This window comes from Rhizobium sp. CB2179, assembly GCF_057653455.1.
In genome coordinates this window covers 4,059,313-4,080,083 of sequence record NZ_CM172781.1, presented here as the reverse complement: position 1 = coordinate 4,080,083, position 20,771 = coordinate 4,059,313, and the positions used below count along the sequence as shown (strand labels likewise).

General features: G+C 61.2%; 25 protein-coding genes and 1 tRNA gene. 9 read left to right on the top strand and 17 right to left on the bottom strand.

Translation table 11 applies throughout. The features are described 5' to 3' along the window. Position 1: 1 nt before the first annotated feature. Positions 2–214 (bottom strand): LPS translocon maturation chaperone LptM, encoded by a 213-nt coding sequence (gene lptM / locus AC244Q_RS20125; RefSeq protein ID WP_017995323.1) that lies wholly within the window; start codon positions 212–214, stop codon positions 2–4. Between the two features lie 158 nt (positions 215–372). Then, positions 373–1,776 (bottom strand): argininosuccinate lyase, encoded by a 1,404-nt coding sequence (argH, locus tag AC244Q_RS20120; RefSeq protein ID WP_017995322.1) that lies wholly within the window; start codon positions 1,774–1,776, stop codon positions 373–375. 40 nt (positions 1,777–1,816) lie between these two features. Here argH and tlpA point away from each other — a divergent pair, with 40 nt between their 5' ends. Continuing rightward, positions 1,817–2,479 (top strand): thiol:disulfide interchange protein TlpA, encoded by a 663-nt coding sequence (gene tlpA, locus AC244Q_RS20115; RefSeq protein ID WP_128405823.1) that lies wholly within the window; start codon positions 1,817–1,819, stop codon positions 2,477–2,479. Positions 2,480–2,528: 49 nt separating this feature from the next. Here the strand turns inward: tlpA and AC244Q_RS20110 are convergent, their stop codons facing one another. The 7 genes from AC244Q_RS20110 to AC244Q_RS20080 form a co-directional block, all read right to left on the bottom strand. Beyond that, positions 2,529–3,410, bottom strand: a complete 882-nt coding sequence (locus tag AC244Q_RS20110) for a 3-hydroxybutyryl-CoA dehydrogenase (protein WP_012759170.1) — start codon at positions 3,408–3,410, stop codon at positions 2,529–2,531. A gap of 148 nt (positions 3,411–3,558) precedes the next feature. After that, complete coding sequence (locus tag AC244Q_RS20105; protein WP_128405822.1) at positions 3,559–4,488, bottom strand: electron transfer flavoprotein subunit alpha/FixB family protein; 930 nt, start codon at positions 4,486–4,488, stop codon at positions 3,559–3,561. 25 nt (positions 4,489–4,513) lie between these two features. Next, the gene (locus tag AC244Q_RS20100) at positions 4,514–5,263 is read right to left on the bottom strand and encodes an electron transfer flavoprotein subunit beta/FixA family protein (RefSeq protein WP_128408011.1); all 750 of its coding nucleotides are present in this window, start codon (positions 5,261–5,263) and stop codon (positions 4,514–4,516) included. Positions 5,264–5,450: 187 nt separating this feature from the next. After that, complete coding sequence (locus AC244Q_RS20095) at positions 5,451–6,236, bottom strand: rhomboid family intramembrane serine protease (protein ID WP_012759167.1); 786 nt, start codon at positions 6,234–6,236, stop codon at positions 5,451–5,453. A 33-nt stretch (positions 6,237–6,269) separates the two neighbouring features. Further along, positions 6,270–6,848 (bottom strand): cob(I)yrinic acid a,c-diamide adenosyltransferase, encoded by a 579-nt coding sequence (locus AC244Q_RS20090; protein ID WP_012759166.1) that lies wholly within the window; start codon positions 6,846–6,848, stop codon positions 6,270–6,272. Between the two features lie 21 nt (positions 6,849–6,869). Further along, positions 6,870–7,073, bottom strand: coding sequence for a twin transmembrane helix small protein (locus AC244Q_RS20085; protein WP_012759165.1), 204 nt, complete (start codon positions 7,071–7,073; stop codon positions 6,870–6,872). A gap of 18 nt (positions 7,074–7,091) precedes the next feature. Continuing rightward, positions 7,092–7,925 carry an SDR family oxidoreductase gene (locus AC244Q_RS20080; RefSeq protein ID WP_113547916.1) on the bottom strand — a complete coding sequence of 278 codons (834 nt, stop codon included), beginning with the start codon at positions 7,923–7,925 and terminating at the stop codon, positions 7,092–7,094. A gap of 76 nt (positions 7,926–8,001) precedes the next feature. Here AC244Q_RS20080 and AC244Q_RS20075 point away from each other — a divergent pair, with 76 nt between their 5' ends. After that, the gene (locus tag AC244Q_RS20075; RefSeq protein WP_012759163.1) at positions 8,002–8,925 is read left to right on the top strand and encodes a YihY/virulence factor BrkB family protein; all 924 of its coding nucleotides are present in this window, start codon (positions 8,002–8,004) and stop codon (positions 8,923–8,925) included. On the opposite strand, the gene gluQRS is transcribed toward AC244Q_RS20075, so the two are convergent. Next, positions 8,890–9,771, bottom strand: a complete 882-nt coding sequence (gene gluQRS / locus AC244Q_RS20070) for a tRNA glutamyl-Q(34) synthetase GluQRS (protein WP_017995316.1) — start codon at positions 9,769–9,771, stop codon at positions 8,890–8,892. The genes AC244Q_RS20075 and gluQRS overlap by 36 nt on opposite strands. On the opposite strand from gluQRS, the gene AC244Q_RS20065 reads away from it, so the two are divergent. Both AC244Q_RS20065 and AC244Q_RS20060 read left to right on the top strand, forming a co-directional pair. Continuing rightward, complete coding sequence (locus AC244Q_RS20065; RefSeq protein WP_113547917.1) at positions 9,770–10,462, top strand: DNA-3-methyladenine glycosylase family protein; 693 nt, start codon at positions 9,770–9,772, stop codon at positions 10,460–10,462. The two genes, gluQRS and AC244Q_RS20065, sit on opposite strands and share 2 nt — an antisense overlap. 111 nt (positions 10,463–10,573) lie before the next feature. After that, complete coding sequence (locus tag AC244Q_RS20060; protein WP_003543279.1) at positions 10,574–11,131, top strand: HNH endonuclease; 558 nt, start codon at positions 10,574–10,576, stop codon at positions 11,129–11,131. A gap of 75 nt (positions 11,132–11,206) precedes the next feature. Here the strand turns inward: AC244Q_RS20060 and AC244Q_RS20055 are convergent, their stop codons facing one another. Together AC244Q_RS20055 and AC244Q_RS20050 are read right to left on the bottom strand one after the other, a co-directional pair. Beyond that, positions 11,207–11,722: a disulfide bond formation protein B gene (locus AC244Q_RS20055; RefSeq protein ID WP_113547918.1), complete on the bottom strand. Its 516-nt coding sequence runs from the start codon at positions 11,720–11,722 to the stop codon at positions 11,207–11,209. A gap of 78 nt (positions 11,723–11,800) precedes the next feature. Further along, entirely contained in the window at positions 11,801–12,391 is a 591-nt protein-coding gene (locus AC244Q_RS20050) for a YqaA family protein (protein WP_017995313.1), read from the bottom strand. Positions 12,392–12,588: 197 nt separating this feature from the next. On the opposite strand from AC244Q_RS20050, the gene AC244Q_RS20045 reads away from it, so the two are divergent. Next, the gene (locus AC244Q_RS20045) at positions 12,589–12,879 is read left to right on the top strand and encodes a hypothetical protein (RefSeq protein ID WP_017995312.1); all 291 of its coding nucleotides are present in this window, start codon (positions 12,589–12,591) and stop codon (positions 12,877–12,879) included. A gap of 47 nt (positions 12,880–12,926) precedes the next feature. Here the strand turns inward: AC244Q_RS20045 and AC244Q_RS20040 are convergent, their stop codons facing one another. Then, positions 12,927–14,675 carry a cation:proton antiporter domain-containing protein gene (locus tag AC244Q_RS20040; RefSeq protein WP_012759156.1) on the bottom strand — a complete coding sequence of 583 codons (1,749 nt, stop codon included), beginning with the start codon at positions 14,673–14,675 and terminating at the stop codon, positions 12,927–12,929. Positions 14,676–14,887: 212 nt separating this feature from the next. On the opposite strand from AC244Q_RS20040, the gene AC244Q_RS20035 reads away from it, so the two are divergent. Together AC244Q_RS20035 and AC244Q_RS20030 are read left to right on the top strand one after the other, a co-directional pair. Continuing rightward, on the top strand, positions 14,888–15,172 hold the full coding sequence (locus AC244Q_RS20035; protein WP_113547919.1) for a hypothetical protein: 285 nt from the start codon (positions 14,888–14,890) through the stop codon (positions 15,170–15,172). A gap of 169 nt (positions 15,173–15,341) precedes the next feature. Next, positions 15,342–15,629, top strand: coding sequence for a hypothetical protein (locus tag AC244Q_RS20030; RefSeq protein WP_012759154.1), 288 nt, complete (start codon positions 15,342–15,344; stop codon positions 15,627–15,629). A 238-nt stretch (positions 15,630–15,867) separates the two neighbouring features. Here the strand turns inward: AC244Q_RS20030 and AC244Q_RS20025 are convergent, their stop codons facing one another. Then, complete coding sequence (locus AC244Q_RS20025; protein ID WP_128406146.1) at positions 15,868–16,725, bottom strand: LysR family transcriptional regulator; 858 nt, start codon at positions 16,723–16,725, stop codon at positions 15,868–15,870. Positions 16,726–16,839: 114 nt separating this feature from the next. Here AC244Q_RS20025 and AC244Q_RS20020 point away from each other — a divergent pair, with 114 nt between their 5' ends. Then, positions 16,840–17,298 (top strand): DUF3237 domain-containing protein, encoded by a 459-nt coding sequence (locus tag AC244Q_RS20020; RefSeq protein WP_012759152.1) that lies wholly within the window; start codon positions 16,840–16,842, stop codon positions 17,296–17,298. A gap of 104 nt (positions 17,299–17,402) precedes the next feature. Here AC244Q_RS20020 and AC244Q_RS20015 read toward each other — a convergent pair. Continuing rightward, a tRNA-Leu gene (locus AC244Q_RS20015) sits at positions 17,403–17,487 on the bottom strand. Between the two features lie 125 nt (positions 17,488–17,612). Next, a complete protein-coding gene (locus AC244Q_RS20010) occupies positions 17,613–18,908 on the bottom strand; it encodes an MFS transporter (RefSeq protein ID WP_113547920.1) in 1,296 nt (431 codons plus the stop codon). A gap of 129 nt (positions 18,909–19,037) precedes the next feature. On the opposite strand from AC244Q_RS20010, the gene AC244Q_RS20005 reads away from it, so the two are divergent. Continuing rightward, on the top strand, positions 19,038–19,616 hold the full coding sequence (locus AC244Q_RS20005; RefSeq protein WP_128406145.1) for a TetR/AcrR family transcriptional regulator: 579 nt from the start codon (positions 19,038–19,040) through the stop codon (positions 19,614–19,616). A 90-nt stretch (positions 19,617–19,706) separates the two neighbouring features. Here AC244Q_RS20005 and AC244Q_RS20000 read toward each other — a convergent pair whose 3' ends face one another. Next, positions 19,707–20,687, bottom strand: coding sequence for an aldo/keto reductase (locus AC244Q_RS20000; RefSeq protein ID WP_128406144.1), 981 nt, complete (start codon positions 20,685–20,687; stop codon positions 19,707–19,709). Positions 20,688–20,771: the final 84 nt, after the last annotated feature.

Here is a 20,771-nt window from a genome sequence, read left to right as displayed (position 1 = left end):
CTTAAAGAAGGGGATCGAGAAGGAAGGGCTTGTCGACGGTTCCCGGCCGTTTCGTCGGCTTGGAAACGTCGCCTTCCTTGGTTGCCGCAGCGCTCGGCGGATCGAGGTCGCCCTTGCGCCCGCATCCGGCAACGGCAAGGCCGATGACGGCGAGAACCGCCGTCAGGCGGACGAGGTGCGGCAAGCTCTTCATGGATATCCTCTTCTGCGGCATGTGACGGGCATCATTCGTACCGAACGATGGACATCATTCATATCGGATGATGGACATCTTCATAGCGAAGTTTATTCACCTTGTGCACCCTGATTGTTGGCGGTCTTTGCGCGCCCCGCAGGAAGGGCGCGGCGGCTTTTCACCACGCCTGGTATCTCTTAGTTGCGGGCGCGCCAGAAGGCGATCTGCCTGCGCACTTCGGACGGCGCGGTGCCGCCGAAGCTCTTGCGGCTGGCGACCGAGGCCTCGACGGTCAGCACGTCGTAGACCTTGTCGGTGATGTCGGCATGGATCGCCTGCAGATCGGAGAGCGGCAGCTCGGCAAGGTCGCAGCCCTTGCTTTCGGCGAGTGCGACGGCGCGGCCAGTGACGTGATGGGCGTCGCGGAAGGGAAGGCCCGCTTCACGTACCAGCCAGTCGGCAAGATCGGTCGCCGTCGAATAGCCGGAGCCGGCCGCCGCCTTCATGCGCGCGGTGTTGACGGTCATGTCGCGCACCATGCCGGTCATGGCGGCAATTGCCAGTTCCAGGCTCTCGGCGGCGTCGAAGACCTGTTCCTTGTCTTCCTGCATGTCCTTGGAATAGGCGAGCGGCAGGCCCTTCATGATCGTCAGCAGCGCCACCAGCGAGCCGTTGATGCGGCCGGTCTTGGCGCGCACCAGTTCGGCCGCATCCGGGTTCTTCTTCTGCGGCATGATCGACGAGCCGGTCGAGAAAGCGTCGGACAGGCGCACGAAACCGAATTGCGGGGTCGACCAGATGACGATCTCTTCTGCCAGACGCGACAGGTGCATGCCCGCAATCGCCGCGATCGACAGGAATTCGATGGCGAAATCGCGGTCGGAGACCGTATCGATGGAGTTGCGGGTCGGCTCGCGGAAACCGAGCGCCTTGGCCGTCATGTGGCGGTCGATCGGATAGCCGGTGCCGGCAAGTGCGGCGGCACCGATCGGGCTTTCATCCAGATGCTCGATGGCGTGGCGCACACGCGAGCGGTCGCGGCCGAACATTTCGACATAGGCCATGCAGTGATGGCCGAAGGTAACGGGCTGGGCTGCCTGCAGATGGGTGAAGCCCGGCATGACGCTTTCGGCATGTTCTTCGGCGCGGTCGAGGAAGGCCGCGATCAGGCCGGTCAGCATCTGCTCGGTCTTCTGCAGCTCTTCCTTCACCCAGAGGCGGAAGTCGAGCGCCACCTGATCATTGCGCGAGCGAGCGGTGTGCAACCGGCCGGCCGCCGGTCCGATCAGCGTCGCCAGGCGTGCTTCGACATTCATATGGATGTCTTCGAGTTGACGCGAAAATTCGAAATTGCCGCTTTCGATTTCTGACAGGATCGTGTTTAGCCCGTGAACGATCTTGTCCTTATCGTCAGTGGAAATGATCCCCTGATGGGCGAGCATCGTCGCATGGGCAATCGAACCGCGGATGTCCTGCGCGAATAGCTTCTTGTCGAAACCGATCGAGGCATTTATCTCCTCCATGATCGCGTCCGGGCCGGAGGCGAAGCGACCGCCCCACATCTGGTTGGAGGATTTGGTGTCCGTGGTGTCGTCGGCCATGAAGGTGTCCGCCTTGAGGATGCATGTCCAGGAGAATGAAATGACGACAAGAAAACCCCTCGGGCTGCCATCCCTGAAATGGATCGCGCTGGCCGCCGTTGCGGGTGTCGTTGCCGGTGCGGCAGCGGTATACGTGAAGGAGACGGGGATTGGCAATGGCGGCGGCGAAACGGCGTCAGCCGAATGCAAGCTTGCCAGGGATCGCGTCGCCAGCGTCACACCACTGATGAAGGGACAGGTGGCCGCAATGGTTGCCGCCTATGAGCCGCGCAAACTGACGGCAGTCTCCTTCAACGGGCCGGACGGCAAGCCGCTGACACTCGATCATTTCGCCGGCAAGACCGTGCTTCTCAATCTCTGGGCGACATGGTGCGTTCCCTGCCGCGAGGAGATGCCGGCGCTGAACGCGCTCGAGAAGGAGATGGGCAGCGACAGGTTCCAGGTGGTGCCGGTCAATATCGATAGCGGCGACGACGAGAAGCCGAAGACCTTCCTCGCCGAGATCGGCGTCGATGCGCTGCAGCTCTATCGCGACAATACGATTTCGGTGTTCAACAATCTGAAGAAAGAGGGCCTCGCCATGGGGCTGCCGGTGACGCTGCTGATCGATGACAAGGGATGCCTGATTTCAGCGATGAACGGGCCGGCCGCCTGGGACAGCGAGGATGCCAAGGCGCTGATCAAGGGCGCGATCGGGTCCTGAAGCCACGATTGGCCACCCTCCTTCGCTGAAGAGGGGGCGCAGCAGAAGTTTACCGCGTCGGGACCGGCACTTCACCGCGATAGTCATAGAAGCCGCGGCCGGACTTGCGTCCGAGCCAGCCGGCTTCGACATATTTCACCAGCAGCGGGCAGGGACGATATTTCGAGTCCGCCAGGCCGTCATGCAGCACCTGCATGATCGAAAGGCAGGTGTCGAGGCCGATGAAATCGGCAAGCTGCAGCGGTCCCATCGGATGATTGGCGCCGAGCTTCATCGCCGTATCGATGGCGTCGACCGTGCCGACGCCCTCATAGAGCGTGTAGATCGCTTCGTTGATCATCGGCAGCAGGATGCGGTTGACGATGAAGGCCGGGAAATCCTCGGCGACAGTGATGGTCTTTTCCAGCGTGCCGACGAATTGCTTGGCGGCGGAAAAGGTCTTCTCGTCGGTGGCGATGCCGCGCACCAGTTCAACCAGCTTCATGACAGGCACCGGGTTCATGAAATGTATGCCCATGAAGCGCTCGGGGCGGTCGGTGGCGGCAGCAAGCCGGGTGATGGAAAGGGAAGAGGTGTTGGTGGCAAGCAGCGCTTCCGGCTTCAGGACCGGACAGACCTGGGTATAGATCTTGCGCTTGACCGTTTCATCCTCGGTGGCGGCCTCGATGACCAGATCGGAGGGAGCGAGATCATTGACATCCGACGAGCCTGTGATGAGCGACAAGGTCGACTTGCGCTCCTCTTCGGTCATCTTGCCGTTCGTCACCAGGCGGGCCAGGTTGCCGTTAATGGTGGCAAGGCCGGATTCGATGCGGTCCTGCGAAAGATCGTAGATGTGAACCCTATAACCTGCGGCGGCCGAAACATGCGCGATGCCGCAGCCCATCTGACCGGCACCGATAATACCAATATTCTTCAACACCGCATTCATCTCCAAACCCCCGCACGGCATTCGCCCCCGCGCCGCCGTATTTTTCTAGCAATACTGCCGGACGAAGGATCGCCCGGCAGCAGTAGTAGCCCGATAAAAGATAATTTTCCAGTCATTCGCAAGTGCGAAAGAAAAGCATTTGACGCGGTCAGAGCGCCTTTTGCAATTCCGGCAAGACATCGAAGAGATCGGCGACCAATCCGTAGTCGGCGACCTGGAAGATCGGCGCCTCCTCGTCCTTGTTGATGGCGACGATGACCTTCGAATCCTTCATGCCGGCCAGATGCTGGATGGCGCCTGAAATGCCGCAGGCGATATAGAGCTGCGGCGCCACCACCTTGCCGGTCTGACCGACCTGCCAGTCGTTCGGCGCATAGCCGGCATCGACGGCCGCACGGCTTGCACCGACGGCAGCACCCAGCTTGTCGGCAAGCGGCAGGATGACCTCCCTGAACTTTTCCGCCGAGCCGAGCGCCCGGCCGCCGGAAATGATGATCTTCGCCGAGGTCAGTTCCGGACGGTCGGAGGCCGACAGCGCGTCCCTGACGAAGGTCGACAGTCCCGGATCGGAAACCGCCGGGATCGCCTCGATCGTTGCCGAGCCGCCTTCCGGTGCAGAGGCGAAGGATGCGGTGCGCACGGTGATCACCTTCTTGGCATCGCTCGCCTGCACCGTCTGGATGGCATTGCCGGCATAGATCGGCCGCTTGAAGGTATCTGACGAGATCACCTCGATGATCTCGGAGACCTGGGCGACATCGAGAAGAGCGGCGACCCGCGGCAGCACGTTCTTGCCGACCGAGGTGGCGGCAGACAGGATCGTGTCGTAGCTGCCAGCCAGCGAGACGATCAGGTCGGCCAGCGGTTCGGCCAGATTGTTGGCGAGTTCATCGCTTTCGGCCAGCAGCACCTTGGAGACGCCGGCAAGCTTGGCGGCGGCATCGGCGGCAGGCTTGGCAGCTTTGCCGGCGACGAGGATGTGAATATCGCCGCCAATCTTTGCGGCTGCCGTCAGAGTTTTGGCGGTCTGATCGGACAGGCTGGCATTGTCGTGGTCAGCCAGAAGAAGAATGGTCATGATGATGGCTCCTGTTCCAGGCTGATTATAGCACGCCGGCTTCGTTTTTAAGCTTGTCGATCAGTTCGGCGACCGACTTGACCTTGACGCCGGCCTTGCGGCCCGATGGCTCCTCGGTCTTCAAGACCTTGAGGCGCGGCGTGGTGTCGACACCGAAATCATCAGGGCTCTTCTTGTCGAGCGGCTTCTTCTTCGCCTTCATGATATTCGGCAACGAGGCATAACGCGGTTCGTTCAAGCGCAGATCTGATGTGATCACCGCCGGCAGCTTGATCTCGATCGTCTGCAGGCCGCCATCGACTTCACGGGTCACCTGAGCCTTGCCATCACCGATCTCGATCTTCGAGGCGAAGGTCGCTTGGGCGGTTCCCATCAGCGCCGCCAGCATCTGGCCGGTCTGGTTGCTGTCGTCGTCGATCGCCTGCTTGCCAACGATGATCAGCCCCGGCTGTTCGGCATCGGCGACAGCCTTCAAGATCTTGGCGACAGTGAGCGGCTCGATCTGATCGTCGGTCTCGACCAGGATCGCCCGGTCGGCGCCCATGGCAAGTGCGGTGCGCAGCGTCTCTTCGGCCTTGGCAGGACCGATCGAAACGACCACCACTTCCTCGGCCTTGCCGGCTTCCTTCAGCCGCAGCGCTTCTTCCACCGAGATCTCGTCGAACGGGTTCATCGACATCTTCACATTGGCAAGCTCGACACCCGTGCCGTCCGGCTTCACCCGGATCTTCACGTTGTAGTCGACAACCCGTTTGACTGGCACGAGTATCTTCATGGGGTCCTTCCTTCAGGAGAAACTGGCTTCAGAGACTTTTTTAGAAAATGCGCGCTTGGGCGCCGCTCCGATTGTCGAATGGCGACATGGATACGCGTTTTTCCTCCAAATTCAACGCTTGCATGACGCCGGCAGGCGATTTGCTTCGGCAATATATGGACGTTTACGTTCACGTCAATATAGCTGTTTAGCGGCGGCCCCAGGGAAATCGCTGCGCCGTCCGTCCGTCCGTGCCGGCTGCGATGGCCGGGCCGGCGCCCGGGTCGTTTCTGACGGCGCGGGGCGTGACGATCTGCCGGTCGAAGAGCGGCACACCAGGCCGGCGCAACACCAGGATTAGGAAAGCCCCGGCAAGGATGCCGCCGACATGCGCGCCCCAGGAAACGTCGCCATCGGGTGCAATCGCCAGCATGAAGAACTGCTGCCCGATCCACAAAAGTAGCGGCACGAAGGCCGGCAGGGGCAACGGCACACGGAAAAACACCAGCACCCAGACCCTGACTCGCGGATGCAGCAAGACATAGGCGGCAACGACGCCGGAGACCGCCCCCGATGCGCCGACCAGCGGCGCTTCCGAGGTCATGGTCAGCAGGCCGTGGCAGAGCGCGCCGGCGGCCGCGCAAACGAAATAGAAGATCAGGAAGCGCAGATGTCCCATCGCATCCTCGACATTGTCGCCAAAGACCCAGAGGAAGATCATGTTGCCAGCCAAATGCCAGAAGCCGGTATGGACGAAGGCGTATGTAAGGTAGGTCAGCGGTTCCGGCACGATTTCGAGCCCCTGCGCCAGCATCGCATGGCCGAAGGCAATCGCCGGGATATAGCCGAGACCGACGGTCGTCGCCTGGGCTGCCTGTTCGCTCTCCAGGCTGGTCAAAAGCCAGACCGCGATGTTCAGCGCGATCAGTGCGAGCGTCACCCACTGAACCTTGATATGTTTCAGCGTATTGGCATCGTGAAGTGGTATGAACATAAAGGCCCCCCGGCGATCGTGAACGCGGCAAGCCTATCTGTTTTTTCCCGGAACCCAAAGTACATCCGCATGGCCCTGGTCATTTGCATGACGCGCGGCGACGAAGAGGAAATCGGAGAGTCGGTTGACGTATTTCATCGCCGGCTCGCCGACGATTTCGCCGTCGGTGCGAGCAAGCGCCACCATCAAACGTTCGGCGCGCCGCGCAATCGTGCGGGCAAGATGCAGATGTGCCGCGGCCGGACTGCCACCTGGCAGGATGAAGGATTTCAGCGACTCCAAACCGGCGTTCAGCTGGTCGATATCATGCTCGACGCGGTCGACCTGCGTCTCGGCGATCCGCAGCGGCTCGTAGGCCGGTGGCTCACCGGTGTCGGGGGTGGCGAGATCGGCGCCGAGATCGAAGAGATCGTTCTGGATCGACATCAGCATGGCGTCGAGTTCAGGCAAGTCGGCCGTGTGCAGCCGCGCCAGGCCGATCGCGGAATTGGCCTCATCGATGGTGCCGTAGGCCTCGACGCGCAGATCGTCTTTGAGCCGGCGCGGACCGGATACCAGCCCGGTCGTACCGTCATCGCCTGTTTTCGTGTAGATCTTGTTGAGCTTGACCATGGTTTCCCCCTTGAATCCCGGTCAGGTCGGGCGGCCGCCGCCGGTCAGCCACAGCGTCACCATGATCAGGATGACGGCGATCGCCTGCAACAGCACACGAAGCTGCATCAGCTTGTTGGAACGGTTGGGATCGCCGCCCTTCATCATGTTGAAGAGGCCGCGGATCAGGACGAGGGCGACGACGCCCATGACGATGATCGCGAGGATATAGGTGACCGTGGACATGGCGTTCAGCTTTCTCAGTCAGTCTGTCCAGCGCATCAGGCGGTAGAAGAGGTCTGCCGGAAGCAGCCGCTTCAGGAACATGCCCTGTTTAGCCGGAGTCGTTACGGGATAATGTGGCCTCGGATTTTTCGAGTTCAATGCGTGTTTCAACACGGAATAGACCGCTTCCGGGCCGAGTTTATGGCGGTTGACCGGCCCCGATCCGTCGAGTCTCGCCAATTGGCTGATGTAATCGACCGCGTGAGGCGAATTCTCGAGGTCGATATGTTCCTTGATCTTTGCGAGCGCATTGGCGGTGAACCGCGAGGCGATCGGTCCCGGCTCGATCAGGCTCACATGGATGCCGCTGCCCTGCAGCTCCATGCGCAGGGTGATGCTGAGGCCTTCGAGTGCAAATTTGGACGCGGTGTAGGCGCCGCGAAAGCGATAGGGGACGACGCCGAGGATCGACGAACATTGCACGATCCGCCCTTGGCCACGTTTGCGCATCGGCGGAAGGACCTGCCGCGTCAGTTCATGCCAGCCGAAGAAATTCGCCTCGAACTGCGCGCGCAGCGTTGCCGTCGACAGATCCTCGACAGCGCCCGGCTGGCCGTAGGCGCCGTTATTGAAGAGCGCGTCGATGCGACCGCCGCTGCGTTCCAGAACCGTGCCGACCAGCTCGGAAATCGTCTCGGTCCTGGCATAGTCCATCAGGAAGGCTTCGATGCCTTCCGCTTCCAACCCCTTGAGATCGTCCGGCTTGCGCACCGTTGCGAAGACACGCCAGCCATCGGCTTTCAGCGCCCGTGCGCAATGAGCGCCGATACCGGACGAACATCCGGTCACGACGATGGTGCGCTCTCCCGCCATGGAATGATTCCTGTACAAAATGGGACTCGTTTCCCATATTCGGCCAGAGGATACAATCTGGAAAGCCGGAGACGGAATGCCGAAGGTGCTGCGCACGATCTACGACGTGGTCTATGACGCGATCTGTCACATGGTGGAAGACGACGGCTTCGCCATGGCAAGCCATGTGGCGCTGTCGAGCCTGCTTGCGGTTTTCCCCTTCCTGATCTTCGGCACGGCGCTTGCAAGCTTCCTCGGCGCCGATCAATTTTCCTCGACCGCCATCCACCTGATCTTCGACACCTGGCCCGAGGCGATCGCCAAACCGCTCGCCGACCAGGTGCTGCAGGTGCTGACCATTCCGCGCGGCGGGCTGCTGACGATCTCGGTGCTGGCGGCCGCATATTTCGCCTCGAACGGTGTCGAGGCGCTGCGCATTTCGCTCAATCGCGCCTATCGGGTGCAGGAGACGCGGGCCTGGTATTTCACCCGTCTCGCCAGCCTGGGCTACGTGCTGATCGCGGTCATCATCTTCACGGCGATCAGCATTCTGCTGGTCGCCCTGCCGCTGGCGCTCGATTATTCGAGAAAATGGTTTCCGCTGTTTGCCGATACGCTCGACATCGTCTTCAGCTGGCGCATCTACGGCACGCTGGTGGTTCTGACCGTCGGACTGCTGGTGATGCATCTCTGGCTGCCGGCCGGCAAGCGGCGGGTCTTCGACGTCATTCCCGGGGTGCTGCTGACACTGCTTCTCTGGCTCGCCGGCGCGCTGATCTTTGCCTATTATCTGGCGACCTTCGCCAACTATACGGCAACCTATGCCGGTCTCGCCTCCGTCATGATCGTGCTGATCTTCCTCTATATGGTCGGCGTCATCTTCATCATCGGCGCGGAGATCAATGCGGCGCTGATCAAATTCCGCGTCTTCCGGATGTTCTCCCGCACGCTTTCGATCGTCGGCAGAGAGCGTGTCGAAAGGCAATCAGAGCCCGACAAGGCGGCGAATATCCGCCCCTGACATGCCCTGGGCGCGCAATTCGCCAAGCCCGCTGTCGCCTTGGCTTTTCGAAAGCTTGCGGCCATCGGCGCCAAGAATGAGACGATGATGGTGATAGACCGGCTGCGGTAGGCCGAGCAGCACCTGCAACAGCCGGTGCACCGATGTCGCGTGGAAGAGGTCGAGCCCACGCACGACATGGGTGACGCCCTGCAGCGCATCGTCGACGACCACGGAAAGATGATAGCTCGACGGCGCATCCGAGCGCGACAGGATGACGTCGCCCCAGACGTCGGGCTCGGCGGCGATCTCGCCTGTCCTGCCGTCGCCGGTTTCCGTCCAGAACAGCAGTTCGCCGATCAGGTCGAGCGCTTTGCGCATATCGAGCCGCCAGGCATGTTTCTTCCCCGAGGTCAGCATGTCCCGCCGTTCGTCTGCCGGACGCTCGCGATCACTTGCGGGATAATGCGGGGTGCCGTCGGGATCGTGCGGCCAGGGTTCACCCGCCGCCTCGTAGGCAGCGATGCGCGCCTTCACCTCGCCCCGCGTCAGAAAGGCCGGATAGACCAGTCCGCGCTCGATCAGCGCATGCAACGCCGCCTGATATTCGGGAATATGTTCCGACTGGCGCCGCACCGGGCTTGCCCAGCCGATATCAAGCCATTCGAGATCCCTGAGGATGCCGGCCTCGAACTCGGGCGTGCAGCGCGCCTGGTCGATATCCTCGATGCGCAGCAGCAGGCGCGCTTGTTCGGCCTCCGCCATGTCGCGGTTCATGAGGGCCGAGAGGGCATGTCCGAGATGCAACGGTCCGTTGGGGCTCGGCGCAAAACGAAAGACAGGTTTTTGACGCTCACTCGTGGTCATGCTTTCTTCTGCCATGGATTCGGTTTTTGAACCACAGCGAGGCAAAGTGCAGATCATCCGCAACGAAGATGACGTCAGGCAGGGGCTCGAAGCGCTGCTTCGCCTCGATCCGCGCCTTACGCCTGTAGTCACTGAGGCCGGGCCTATTCCGCTGCGGTTGCGCGAGCCCGGCTTTGCCGGTCTTGCCCATATCATCGTCTCGCAGATGGTGTCGCGCGCCAGCGCCGAGGCGATCTGGCGGCGCATGCTGCCGGCGGTCGGTTCGCTGACGGCGGAAGGTTACGCACTGCTTCACGCCGAGGCGTGGCGCGAATTCGGTCTGTCGCGCGCCAAGGCCGAGACGCTGTCGCGGATTGCCGAAGCGGTCGCCTCCAGCCGTCTCGATCTCTCCGGGCTCTGCCTGAAGCCGCCGGGCGAGGCGCTTGGCGAACTGACCGCGTTGAAGGGCGTCGGGCCGTGGACGGCAGAGGTCTATCTGATGTTTTGCGGCGGCCACGCCGATGTTTTCCCGGCCGGCGATGTCGCGCTGCAGAATGCCGTCGGGGCGGCATTCGGTCTTGCCGCACGGCCGCAGGCGAAGGCGCTTGCTGAGCTTTCGGAAGTCTGGTCGCCGTGGCGCTCGGTGGCGGCACGGCTTTTCTGGGCCTACTACGCCACGAGGATGCGCCGTGACATGGTGCCGATCGGCTGATCGGCAACACTCTTCAAATTGCCTTTATCCTCTGAATTTATTGGACTTCACAATCCTGTAACAACCGGCCTAATATACAGGTGCAGATGCCGAATCGATCAGGAGAGTCCCTTGACGATTGCAGTCTCCCCACAGGCCCTGCCGGCGCTCGTTCTGAACGCTGACTACCGGCCGCTGAGTTATTACCCCTTGTCGTTGTGGTCCTGGCAGGACGCGATCAAGGCGGTATTTCTCGACCGTGTGAACATCATTGCAGAATATGAACATTCGGTTTCTTCGCCGAGCTTTTCGATGCGGCTTCCGAGTGTCGTGTGCCTGAAGACTTACGTTCAGCCGTCCCGCAATCCCGCTTTCACCCGGTTCAACGTCTTCCTGCGCGACCGGTTCGAATGCCAGTATTGCGGCGCCCATGACGACTTGACCTTCGACCACGTCATCCCGCGCGCCCATGGCGGCGAGACCACCTGGGAGAATGTCGTGGCAGCCTGCTCGCCCTGCAATCTGCGCAAGGGCAGCAAGCTTCCGAAGCAGGCAGGCATGTTCCCGGCGCAGAAGCCCTACCAGCCGACGGTGCAGGATTTGCACAATAACGGCCGGCTGTTCCCGCCAAACTATCTGCATGAAAGCTGGCTCGACTATCTCTATTGGGATACCGAACTGCAGCCCTGATCGAACGGCCCGCAGCGCCGCGCATCTTTTTCAGAGGCGGCAAGGACGCTGCGGCACTTCGAATGCTGCATAATTTTATGAGGCGGCCTTGCGAACGCCGACAAAGGCGAAGGCTGCGAGCAGGATTCCGGCAATCACGTTCCAGCCCGCAAAAGACAGGCCGAGCACGCGCAGTGCCGCGTCGATGCAGGACGGGCCCTTGATGGTGTTGAGCTCGCCGAGCAGATCGCCGGCATTGGTCGTCATGCTGCTTGCCGTCGTCGAGCAGGTGGACGGGCCGGGCCAGAAGTGCCATTCCACACCGGCGTGATAAACACCCATGCCTGCCGTCACCAGCATCAGGATGCCGGCCGCGAGAATGAGCGCCCGGGTGATCCAATTCGGCAGTCCGACGAGCTCGGAGATCGCGGCCAGGATCGCGATCGGGATGGCGTAATAATAGGGCTGCCGTTGCAACAGGCAGAGCGCACAGGGAATATAACCGCCGATATACTGGAAGCCGAGCGCGGTGCCGACCGCCGCCGCCATACCGATGGCGAGCAAAATGGAATAGACAAAGCCGGGGCGGGCGAGCGGCGAGGAAATAGTCATGGCGGAGCTCCGCGAGTTTAGTAGAGCATGAGATGCAGATTGAGATTTTAGGCCTGTTCGGCCGAAAACCATCCTCGCCTAGTGAGCGAAAGAGCGGTAGCCGACATATAGCACGATCACGGTAGCGGCACCGATGCCAACGATTTGGCCGAGGCGCTTCTCGATGAAGTCACGGATCGGCTCGCCGTAGCGGCGCAGCAGCCAAGCGAGGAAGAGGAAACGCGCGCCGCGTGCAATAATCGCGGAAACAATGAAAAGACCCAGATTGACGTGAATGACGCCAGACAGAATCGTCACGATCTTGATCGGCGGCAGATGCGCAAGACCTGATGTGACAAGCAGCAGCAGGATCCACTCGTAGGTGACATAGGCCTTCATCTGCTCAAAGGCATCGAGCTTGCCATAGAATTCGAGAACCGGCCGCGCCACCGTCTCATAGGCGTAAAAGCCGAGCGCCCAGCCGGCGATGCCGCCGAGTACGGAAGCGACGGTCGCGACCAGCGCGTAGCGATAGGAGCGTTCCGGCCTGGCAAGCGCCATCGGCAGGAACAGCACATCGGCGGGGACGAGAAAGATGGAGCTTTCGACGAAGGCGATGACGGCGAGCCAGATTTCGGCCGATTTGCGCGCGGCCAGAGACATGGTCCAGTCGTAAAGTCTGCGGAGCATTCCGTTTCCTTCCTGTTGCAGTGCAAAAGAGCTTTAGGGGCCGTGCGCGGCGCTGTAAATGCTCGCCCGTGTCCTTCCTGCCACCGCCGTCAAAAAATTTTCGTGATGACGGGTGTCAGCGCCTCTCCCAAGATTTCGGGAGATTGCGAATCGGCCATTCTTCGGCAAGCTGATTTAGGGTCGACGGGCAAGGTGGCATGAGAATGTTCAAAGTGATCGAAGGCGGCCGTGGGCGGGCCGTGCAAATGGATGACTGGTCCGAAGAGGGGCGCGGGCCAAGCAAAGAGGACGTGCGCCGGGAGGCTGCGCGGCGGATCAGCGAGAGCGGTTATCATCTGTCTCGCATCCGGGAATTCGCGACCGGCGTGCCAATGCTGGCGCCTCTTAAATACTTGTCGCTGCAGATCGATTTCGCAGCCGAGACGTTGTCGCGGCTCGACCCGATCCCGGAGGATTTCCGCTCAGATGGCTATTGGCCGGCGGGCTGAAGCCATCACGCTAGCGTGATTACCGCTAAAATGCGGAGGTATTTGCGTCAGGACAGGTCCATCGACTTTTCCCATTGCTGACGCAGGACATTCATTTCCGTCCGCTTCTGGGCCATTTCGCTAACGGCGGCGCGCAGATGCGGATGGTGAGACATGAACATGTTGAAGTCGCGCCGTTCGAGCACCTCGAACTGGCAGAAATCGACGGCGATGACGTCGGCCGTGCGCCGTGCGCCAGTCAGCAGCGCCATTTCGCCGAAAAAGGCGCCCGGCTCCAGGCGGATCGCGCCACTGGCGAGCCGCACTTCCACCGCGCCCGAGGAGATGAAATACATGCTGTCGCCGCGGTCGCCGCGGCGGATGACGCGTTCGCCGGGCGGCGCGGATTTTGCCTTGAAGAGCAGTAGCAGTTCCTCCTGGGCGTCCTCGTCGACTTCGGAGAACAGCGGGAAAGTCTCGATCAGCTGTTGCATCTTCAGTTGATGCTGGCGCTCGCGCTCTTCGCCGAGCGCCCTGATCTTTTCCAGTTCTTTGCCGAGCGCCTTCTGCCTGCTCCTGCCGTAGCTTTCCCAGAGGGAGGGCCATTTCGAATGGATATATTTCTTCAGGCCGTCGGTTGCGAAGATCACGATCGGGTTGAGCGTGATCGACAGGATCGCGGCAGCCAGGATCAGATCCTGGCCCTCATGCGGCAAAAGCCCGAGTGAGACGCCGAGGCCGGCGAGGATGAAGGAAAACTCGCCGATCTGGGCGAGGCCGCCGGCCAATGTCAGTCCCATGCTGATCGGATATCTGAGCAGGATGACGATGAGGAAGGTGATGATGCCCTTGCCGAGGATGACGAGAGCCAGCGCGCCGATCACGGCCAGCGGCTGGCGCACCAGGATCGAGGGATCGAAGAGCATGCCGACGGAGACGAAGAACAGCACGGAGAAAGCGTTCTGCAGCGGCAGCGAGTCGGCGGCCGCCCTGTGGCTGAGCTGGGATTCGCTCATGACGACGCCGGCGAAAAATGCGCCGAGTGCAAAAGAGACGCCGAAGATCGCCGCCGAGCCGAAGGCGATGCCGAGTGCGATCGCCAGCACCGTCAGCGTAAAGAGTTCGCGCGAGCCGGTCCGGGCGATCATCGTCAGCAGCCAGGGCACGATGCGAGGCCCGAGGAAGATCGCCATGGCGGCGAAGGCCACAACCTTCAGCAGTGTCAAGCCGATCGTCAGCGCCAACGGCAGGTCACCGAGGCCATGGTTGGTCGTAGTGCTGGCGTTGCCACCCAGAAGCTCTGCCAGCGCCGGCAGCAGCACCAGTGCCAACACCATCACCAGATCCTCGACGATCAGCCAGCCGACGGCGACGCGTCCGCTGGCCGCGTTGACGAGATTGCGCTCCTCCAGCGCCTTCAAGAGCACGACGGTGCTCGCCACCGACAGGCTGAGGCCGAGGACGATGCCGGCGCCTAGGCTCCAGCCCCAGAGTTTGCAAAGACCGATGCCCAACAGGGTGGCAAGGATAATCCGTCCGATCGCGCCAGGCACGGCGATGCCGCGCACGGCGAGCAGGTCGGAGGCGGAAAAATGCAGGCCGACGCCGAACATCAAAAGGATGACGCCCATCTCGGCGAGCTGGCCGGCAAGGGCGGTATCGGCGACGAAGCCCGGCGTGAACGGCCCCATCAGGATGCCCGCCATCAAATAACCGACGAGTGGCGGCAGCCGAAGCCGGTCGGCCCCATAGCCCAGAATCGCTGCGAAAACGAAACTGACGGCGACCGTCGCGATAAGTCCTACTTCCTGATGCACGTCCGCCCTCTCTTGTGATAGCGGCGGCCACTTTGGACGAAGCGCAAGCAAAATTAAACAGTTGATTTGGGAATGGGCTGCTGTTCGGGCTTTCGTTCTCAGTGCTGGCTGGTGTGGCGCAGACGTCGTCCGCGGCACGGTCGGGCCGTCACCGATGTTGGAACCACTTGCGTCTTGCCTCGTTGCCCTTTCATCAAGAAAGGAGAAACGACATGCGGAAGATGATCTTGAACTGTACTGTGGCGGCCCTTGCCGCCTGCTCGTTTGCAGCGCCTGTTCTTGCCGACAGCGTGTATGTCAGGGAGCGTTCTTATGATGACCGCTATCGCCATGAGCGGGTACGACCCGGCATCACCATCAGCGAGCGTGGCGTCACTTTCGGTGCCGTGCGCGAACGTGAGCATCGCCGCTATCGCGATAATGGCTGCGAAACCAGGAGCGTCACCCGACAGACCGACGAAGGCGAGGTCACCAAGACGGTCCGGCGCTGCAATTAACGAAAAAATGTGCGATAAGGACGAAGCCCGGTTCCGACGAGCCGGGTTTTCGCCTTTTGTGGCAAGAATATCTCAATGCAGTGGTGAAAGTCGTCTGTCGGTGTTATGAGCACGCCTTTGGTAACAGCGCGTTCCCAGCGCAAGCACCGCCCGCACAGGATCTTTTAGTATGATTGAGCTTACGCCGTCCCAGATCGCCGCACTTAAACTCGCCAGGGATGGAGACCTTTATCCTCAGCCAGCCAATAAATGGACGCACGAGAACGCGACGGTGACTTATGCAAAAACTGACCGGTGGAAAGAGCGGCCTCAGAAAATAAAGTCGGTCACTGCCAAGACGCTGGGCGAGTTGAAGGAGCCGGGTTTTCTGGAGAGGCGGCACCTGGATGACGACGCAACAAAAGACGTCTACGGCATCACGATGGCCGGCAAGATGTGGCTGCTGAAGAATAAGTAAGCTTCGCTTAGGCGCTGAGTATTTTCACAAGCCTCCCAGCCGAACGGGATATGACGGCCTCATATCCGACTTTCGGGAGGGACTTGAGATCGCCGCCAAAGCGACCTTGGCCAATAAGAATTCTATCGGGTACGGGCGGCGGTCGAGGCGGTCATGCAGCGTCGTCTTTCGCTGGCGCACAGCCGCCAGCGCCGGCGCCCCATCACGCGCAAGCCTTCACAGTGCCTTTAGTTCGGAATTATGCGGCCTCACCTGCCTGCGCGCGAAGCCATGCGCAGAGCTGCCGCGGCGCTTGGCGCGCGTCATTGGCGCGGATGAGCGCGAAATGCCAGGCTGGCCCGCTCAGCACGTGGGGGAACGGCGCGATCAGCCGGCCCTCGGTCAAAAGCGGCCGAAACAGCGATGGCGACAACAGCGCCACACCCACGCCTGCCAGCGCCGCATTGGCATCCAACTCGTGCGTGGGGTAATCGACCGCCAAAAAGCGCAAACCCTGAGGGGTCGCGCATTGAGCCTCCTTAAACCATTGCTCCCAATCAGGGTGCGGCAAAAGCTCGAAGTCAGCCAGCGCCTCCGGCGCGGGAAGCGTCCGCGTTCCAAGCAGGGAGGGCGACAGCATCGGCGTCACTTCTACGGGAGCGAGCCGATATTCTTCCAGCCCGGCCCATCCACCGCGACCCGTCCTTATGGCGACGTCGAATGCGCCCGGATCACGTATTTCCGCCGAGACGTCGACCTCGATGACGGAAGCTCCAGCCGTAGGATAGCGCGCCAGACGCGGTGCAAGCCAGCGTGACGCAAAGGTCGGCGGCGCCGTGAGCCTGAGTGGCGGCGTTGCCGCCTGAAATTCTGCAAGCGCCTCACCGATCCCGGTTAATGCCTCCCGGACCCGACTTGCCAGAACGGAGGCGGCGGCCGTCGGGACCACTCGCCGACCGGCGCGGATAAATAGCGGCTGACCGAGTTCAGCCTCCAGAGTGCGAATACGAAGGCTGACCGCCGCCGGTGTCAGAAACAAGCGTTCGGCTGCCCGCGCGAAGCTGCCGGCCGAGACACAGGCTTCCAATACGCGCAGAGACTCCAATGACGGCCGCATGATCAGCTTCCCTTCACGATCAATTTATCTTGTGGTGACGACAAGCAAAGCACGTTTTGAAGGCGGAACGCCCTGGTGCAGTTTTGGGGGACAGCCAAGAATAGGAGATTTACTGTGTCCCTGCAATCTCAGCACCTGTTTACACTCTTCATCGCGCTTCATCCGACGCTGGAGCTTGGGCAGACACCTGCCGGCGGCCGGCGGATTTTTCCTGTCTCAGGCGGACATTTCCAAGGGGAGCGCCTGAAAGGAAAAGTATCGTCGCTGATCGGCTCGGATCTCCTGCTCGCTCGTGGCGACGGCACATTTCAGCAAGATGTCAGGCTCCTCCTCGTCGCCGACGACGGGGAGCTCGTCCTCATGACCTATCGCGGCGTCAGGCGTGCGTCACAGGCCGTCGACGAGCGTTTGGTATGCGGCGAAACGGTCGACGCTTCGGAATATTATCTGCGCACGACACCGTATTTCGAGACCGCCGCGCCTGCGCATGCGTGGCTCAACAGCATTGTCGCGGTCGCAAAGGGCGGCAGGTGTCCGGGCGGTGTCGAATACGAAGTCTTTGAAGTTCTGTGACCACGATATTGTCTTCGCCGCTCTCTCACATTGCGGGCGGGGGCGTGACGACGCAGTCCGCTTGCGTTGCTTGAACTATCTGACAAAGAGCTTGAAGATTTTGGTGGTGCCCCATGCCGGAGTCGAACCAGCACTTCTTTCGAAACTCGATTTTGAGTCGAGCGCGTCTACCAATTCCGCCAATGGGGCAACGGATACGAACGGGCGGCTGTCTAACATGCGAGCACCCGGACGCGCAAGACGGGCAAGCGAAGTTATCGGATTGATCCGGTAGAGAGATCCGGCCTCGCTTCGAGGCCGGATCTTGTCTGATATCAATGGGCGGCGGCCGATGCCGGGTTGCTCAGGCCGGACTTCTTCAGCGTGACCGCCAGGATCGAGGCCAGCAGGCAGAAGGCGCCGGCGACGAAGAAGGCGGGCAGGTAGCTCGAGAGCTCCGTGCGCGAGAGGCCGGCGCCATAGGCGGCGGTGGCGGCTCCCAGCTGATGTCCGGCAAAGACCCAGCCGAAGACGAGGCCGACCTTTTCAGGGCCGAAGCGGTCGGCGGCGATCTTGACGGTCGGCGGCACGGTGGCAATCCAGTCGAGGCCGTAAAAGACGGCGAAGATAGAGAGGCCGTAAAAGCTGAAATCGCTGAAGGGCAGGTAGAGCAGCGACAGGCCGCGCAGGCCGTAATACCAGAAGAGCAGCCAGCGATTATCGAAGCGATCGGACAGCCAGCCGGAACCGATGGTGCCAAAGAAATCGAAGATGCCCATGACAGCCAGCACACTGGCGGCGGCCACTGGCACGATGCCGAAATCGCCGCAAAGGGTGACGAAATGGGTCTGGATCAGGCCGTTGGTGCTGAGGCCGCAGATGAAGAAGGTGGCAAAGAGGATCCAGAAGGTCGAGGTCTTCGAGATTTCCCTGAGGACGGTGATCGGCGTCATCAGCGCGACGCCAAGCGAAGTGCTTGCCGGCGGCGGCGTTACCTGCGTTTCGCCGAAGGAGGGCAGGTTGAGGTCGGCGGGGCGGTCGCGCATGAAGGCAAGTACGGCAAGAGCTGCGACCATGATCATGGCGCAGACGAAAAACACCGTCGAGCGCCAGCCGTAGCGTTCCGTCAGCTCCGCCATCAATGGCAGAAAGACGAGCTGGCCGGTTGCCGAGCTTGCCGAGAGCATGCCGACGACGAGGCCGCGATGCTTGGTGAACCAGCGGCTGGAGACCGTTGCGGCGAGCACCATGGCCGTCAATCCGGTACCGAAGCCGACGACGATGCCCCAGAGCAATAGCAACTGCCACAGCGTCGTCATGAACAGCGAACCGACGAAGCCGGCGCCGATCAGCGCTAAGGCGAACACGATGACCTTGCGCACGCCGAAATAATTCATGAAGGCAGCGGCGAACGGACCCATGAAGCCGAAAAGGATCAGGCGGATCGCAAGGGCCGAGGAAATCTGCGAGGTTTCCCAGCCGAATTCGTCCTGCAGCGGCTTGATGAGCACGCCAGGTGCGCCCATGGCGCCGGCGGTGACCAGCATGGTGAGGAAGGTCGCGGCAACGACGACCCAGCCGTAATGGATGTTGCGCCGGGCAAGGGTGGAGGCGAGGGCTGTGGAAACCATGGGCAAGATTCCGTTTGAATTCAGGTTCTAGAAGATAGTGGACCGTTTTACATGATGATCATCATATTTCTTGCGTATTGATGATGGACGTCATATATTTTGTCAAGCGACTATTTCTGGAGATGACAAATGCGGGTCAGCCGCGAAAAATTTGCCGAAAACCGCGAAAGGATCCTGAGCGTTGCCGGCGTGCTTTTCCGCGAAAACGGCTTCGACGGGGTCGGCGTCGCCGACATCATGAAGGCGGCGGGGCTGACGCATGGCGGCTTTTACGGTCATTTCGGTTCGAAGGACGACCTGGCGCTTGAGGTCAGCCGCAAGCTGGTCGACAGGGTGGAAGAGCGCTGGAAGGAGCATATCGCCGAATCGCCGGACCGGCCGCTGGCAGCCCTTCTCGACCATTATATCCACTGGCGCACAGTTGACGATCCGGGCGGCAGCTGCGTCTTCGCAACGCTGATCCAGGAAGTCAGCCGCAGCCGCGGCGCGGTCCGTGCGGTCTTCAGCGATGGGCTGTCCGTGCTGGTCGACACGCTTGCGGATATCGTTCCCGGGAAAACGGAAGAGGAGCGCCGCGCCAATGCGACGACGACACTCTCATCGATGATGGGTGCCGTCATTCTTGCTCGTGCTGTCGAGGACAGAGCGCTTGCCGAGCAGTTTCTGGTGACGATGCGCCGCCAGCTCGATCCTGAAAGCCCGAAATAATCTCAGTCGCGAATGGCCATGGTTTCGATCTCCCTCTCCAGGTGGAGAGGGATCTGCGTTGCATGTGCCTGAGGACCGAAAAGCCAGCGGCTACTTGAAGCCGGCGATGGCGTGCGGGATGTAGGGTGCCTCCAGTGCCGCGATCTCCTCACCGGTAAGCTTGACCGAGAGCGAGGCAACGGCGTCCGTGAGGTGGTTCGGTTTGGACGCGCCGATAATCGGGGCGGTCACCGCACTCTTCTGCAGGATCCAGGCGGTTGCGACCTGGGCGCGGGAGACGTTGCGGGCCTTGGCGATTTCGGCCACGGCCCCGACGATCTTGCGGTCGGCATCGATGGACTGGGTGTAAAGCGTCTTGCCGAATTCGTCGGTTTCGCTGCGTGCCGTCGTCTCGTCCCAGTCGCGGGTCAGGCGGCCGCGGGCAAGCGGGCTCCAGGGGATGACGGCGATTTTCTGATCCTCGCAAAGCGGCAGCATTTCGCGCTCTTCCTCACGGTAGAGCAGGTTCAGGTGGTCCTGCATGCTGACGAATTCGGTCCAGCCGTTCAGCCTGGAGACGTAAAGCGCCTTGGCGAATTGCCAGGCATACATGGAGGAGGCGCCGATATAACGCGCCTTGCCCGATTTGACGACGTGGTGCAGCGCTTCCAGCGTTTCCTCGATCGGCGTCGTGTAGTCGAAGCGATGGATCTGGTAGAGATCCACGTAGTCGGTGCCGAGGCGACGCAGACTATTGTCGATCTCGTCGAAGATCGCCTTGCGCGACAGGCCGGCGCCGTTCGGGCCCGGCCGCATGCGGTTGAACACCTTGGTCGCCAGCACGATGTCTTCGCGCTTGGCGAAGTCTTTTATGGCACGGCCGACGATCTCCTCTGAGGAACCATTGGAATAGGTGTTGGCGGTGTCGAGGAAATTGATGCCGAGGTCGATCGCCTGCTTGATCATCGTCCGGCTTTCTTCTTCCCGCAGGCTCCAGGCATGATTGCCGCGGCCGGGATCGCCGAAGGTCATGCAGCCCAAGCAGATCTTCGACACTTCGAGGCCGGTCTTCCCAAATTTTGTGTATTCCATGAAACGACTCCGTGATGAATTTAATAACCCCAGACGGCCTTCCATGATTTAGCGCGAGATGGCCAAAGTCGCAGGGTGGCACAT

Excerpts from the sequence above, each read along its gene's own strand:
- lptM (WP_017995323.1), bottom strand. The coding sequence starts at position 214 with ATGCCGCAGAAGAGGATATCCATGAAGAGCTTGCCGCACCTCGTCCGC.
- argH (WP_017995322.1), bottom strand. The coding sequence starts at position 1,776 with ATGGCCGACGACACCACGGACACCAAATCCTCCAACCAGATGTGGGGC.
- tlpA (WP_128405823.1), top strand. The coding sequence starts at position 1,817 with ATGACGACAAGAAAACCCCTCGGGCTGCCATCCCTGAAATGGATCGCG.
- AC244Q_RS20110 (WP_012759170.1), bottom strand. The coding sequence starts at position 3,410 with ATGAATGCGGTGTTGAAGAATATTGGTATTATCGGTGCCGGTCAGATG.
- AC244Q_RS20105 (WP_128405822.1), bottom strand. The coding sequence starts at position 4,488 with ATGACCATTCTTCTTCTGGCTGACCACGACAATGCCAGCCTGTCCGAT.
- AC244Q_RS20100 (WP_128408011.1), bottom strand. The coding sequence starts at position 5,263 with ATGAAGATACTCGTGCCAGTCAAACGGGTTGTCGACTACAACGTGAAG.
- AC244Q_RS20095 (WP_012759167.1), bottom strand. The coding sequence starts at position 6,236 with ATGTTCATACCACTTCACGATGCCAATACGCTGAAACATATCAAGGTT.
- AC244Q_RS20090 (WP_012759166.1), bottom strand. The coding sequence starts at position 6,848 with ATGGTCAAGCTCAACAAGATCTACACGAAAACAGGCGATGACGGTACG.
- AC244Q_RS20085 (WP_012759165.1), bottom strand. The coding sequence starts at position 7,073 with ATGTCCACGGTCACCTATATCCTCGCGATCATCGTCATGGGCGTCGTC.
- AC244Q_RS20080 (WP_113547916.1), bottom strand. The coding sequence starts at position 7,925 with ATGGCGGGAGAGCGCACCATCGTCGTGACCGGATGTTCGTCCGGTATC.
- AC244Q_RS20075 (WP_012759163.1), top strand. The coding sequence starts at position 8,002 with ATGCCGAAGGTGCTGCGCACGATCTACGACGTGGTCTATGACGCGATC.
- AC244Q_RS20065 (WP_113547917.1), top strand. The coding sequence starts at position 9,770 with ATGCTTTCTTCTGCCATGGATTCGGTTTTTGAACCACAGCGAGGCAAA.
- gluQRS (WP_017995316.1), bottom strand. The coding sequence starts at position 9,771 with ATGACCACGAGTGAGCGTCAAAAACCTGTCTTTCGTTTTGCGCCGAGC.
- AC244Q_RS20055 (WP_113547918.1), bottom strand. The coding sequence starts at position 11,722 with ATGACTATTTCCTCGCCGCTCGCCCGCCCCGGCTTTGTCTATTCCATT.
- AC244Q_RS20050 (WP_017995313.1), bottom strand. The coding sequence starts at position 12,391 with ATGCTCCGCAGACTTTACGACTGGACCATGTCTCTGGCCGCGCGCAAA.
- AC244Q_RS20045 (WP_017995312.1), top strand. The coding sequence starts at position 12,589 with ATGAGAATGTTCAAAGTGATCGAAGGCGGCCGTGGGCGGGCCGTGCAA.
- AC244Q_RS20035 (WP_113547919.1), top strand. The coding sequence starts at position 14,888 with ATGCGGAAGATGATCTTGAACTGTACTGTGGCGGCCCTTGCCGCCTGC.
- AC244Q_RS20030 (WP_012759154.1), top strand. The coding sequence starts at position 15,342 with ATGATTGAGCTTACGCCGTCCCAGATCGCCGCACTTAAACTCGCCAGG.
- AC244Q_RS20025 (WP_128406146.1), bottom strand. The coding sequence starts at position 16,725 with ATGCGGCCGTCATTGGAGTCTCTGCGCGTATTGGAAGCCTGTGTCTCG.
- AC244Q_RS20010 (WP_113547920.1), bottom strand. The coding sequence starts at position 18,908 with ATGGTTTCCACAGCCCTCGCCTCCACCCTTGCCCGGCGCAACATCCAT.
- AC244Q_RS20005 (WP_128406145.1), top strand. The coding sequence starts at position 19,038 with ATGCGGGTCAGCCGCGAAAAATTTGCCGAAAACCGCGAAAGGATCCTG.
- AC244Q_RS20000 (WP_128406144.1), bottom strand. The coding sequence starts at position 20,687 with ATGGAATACACAAAATTTGGGAAGACCGGCCTCGAAGTGTCGAAGATC.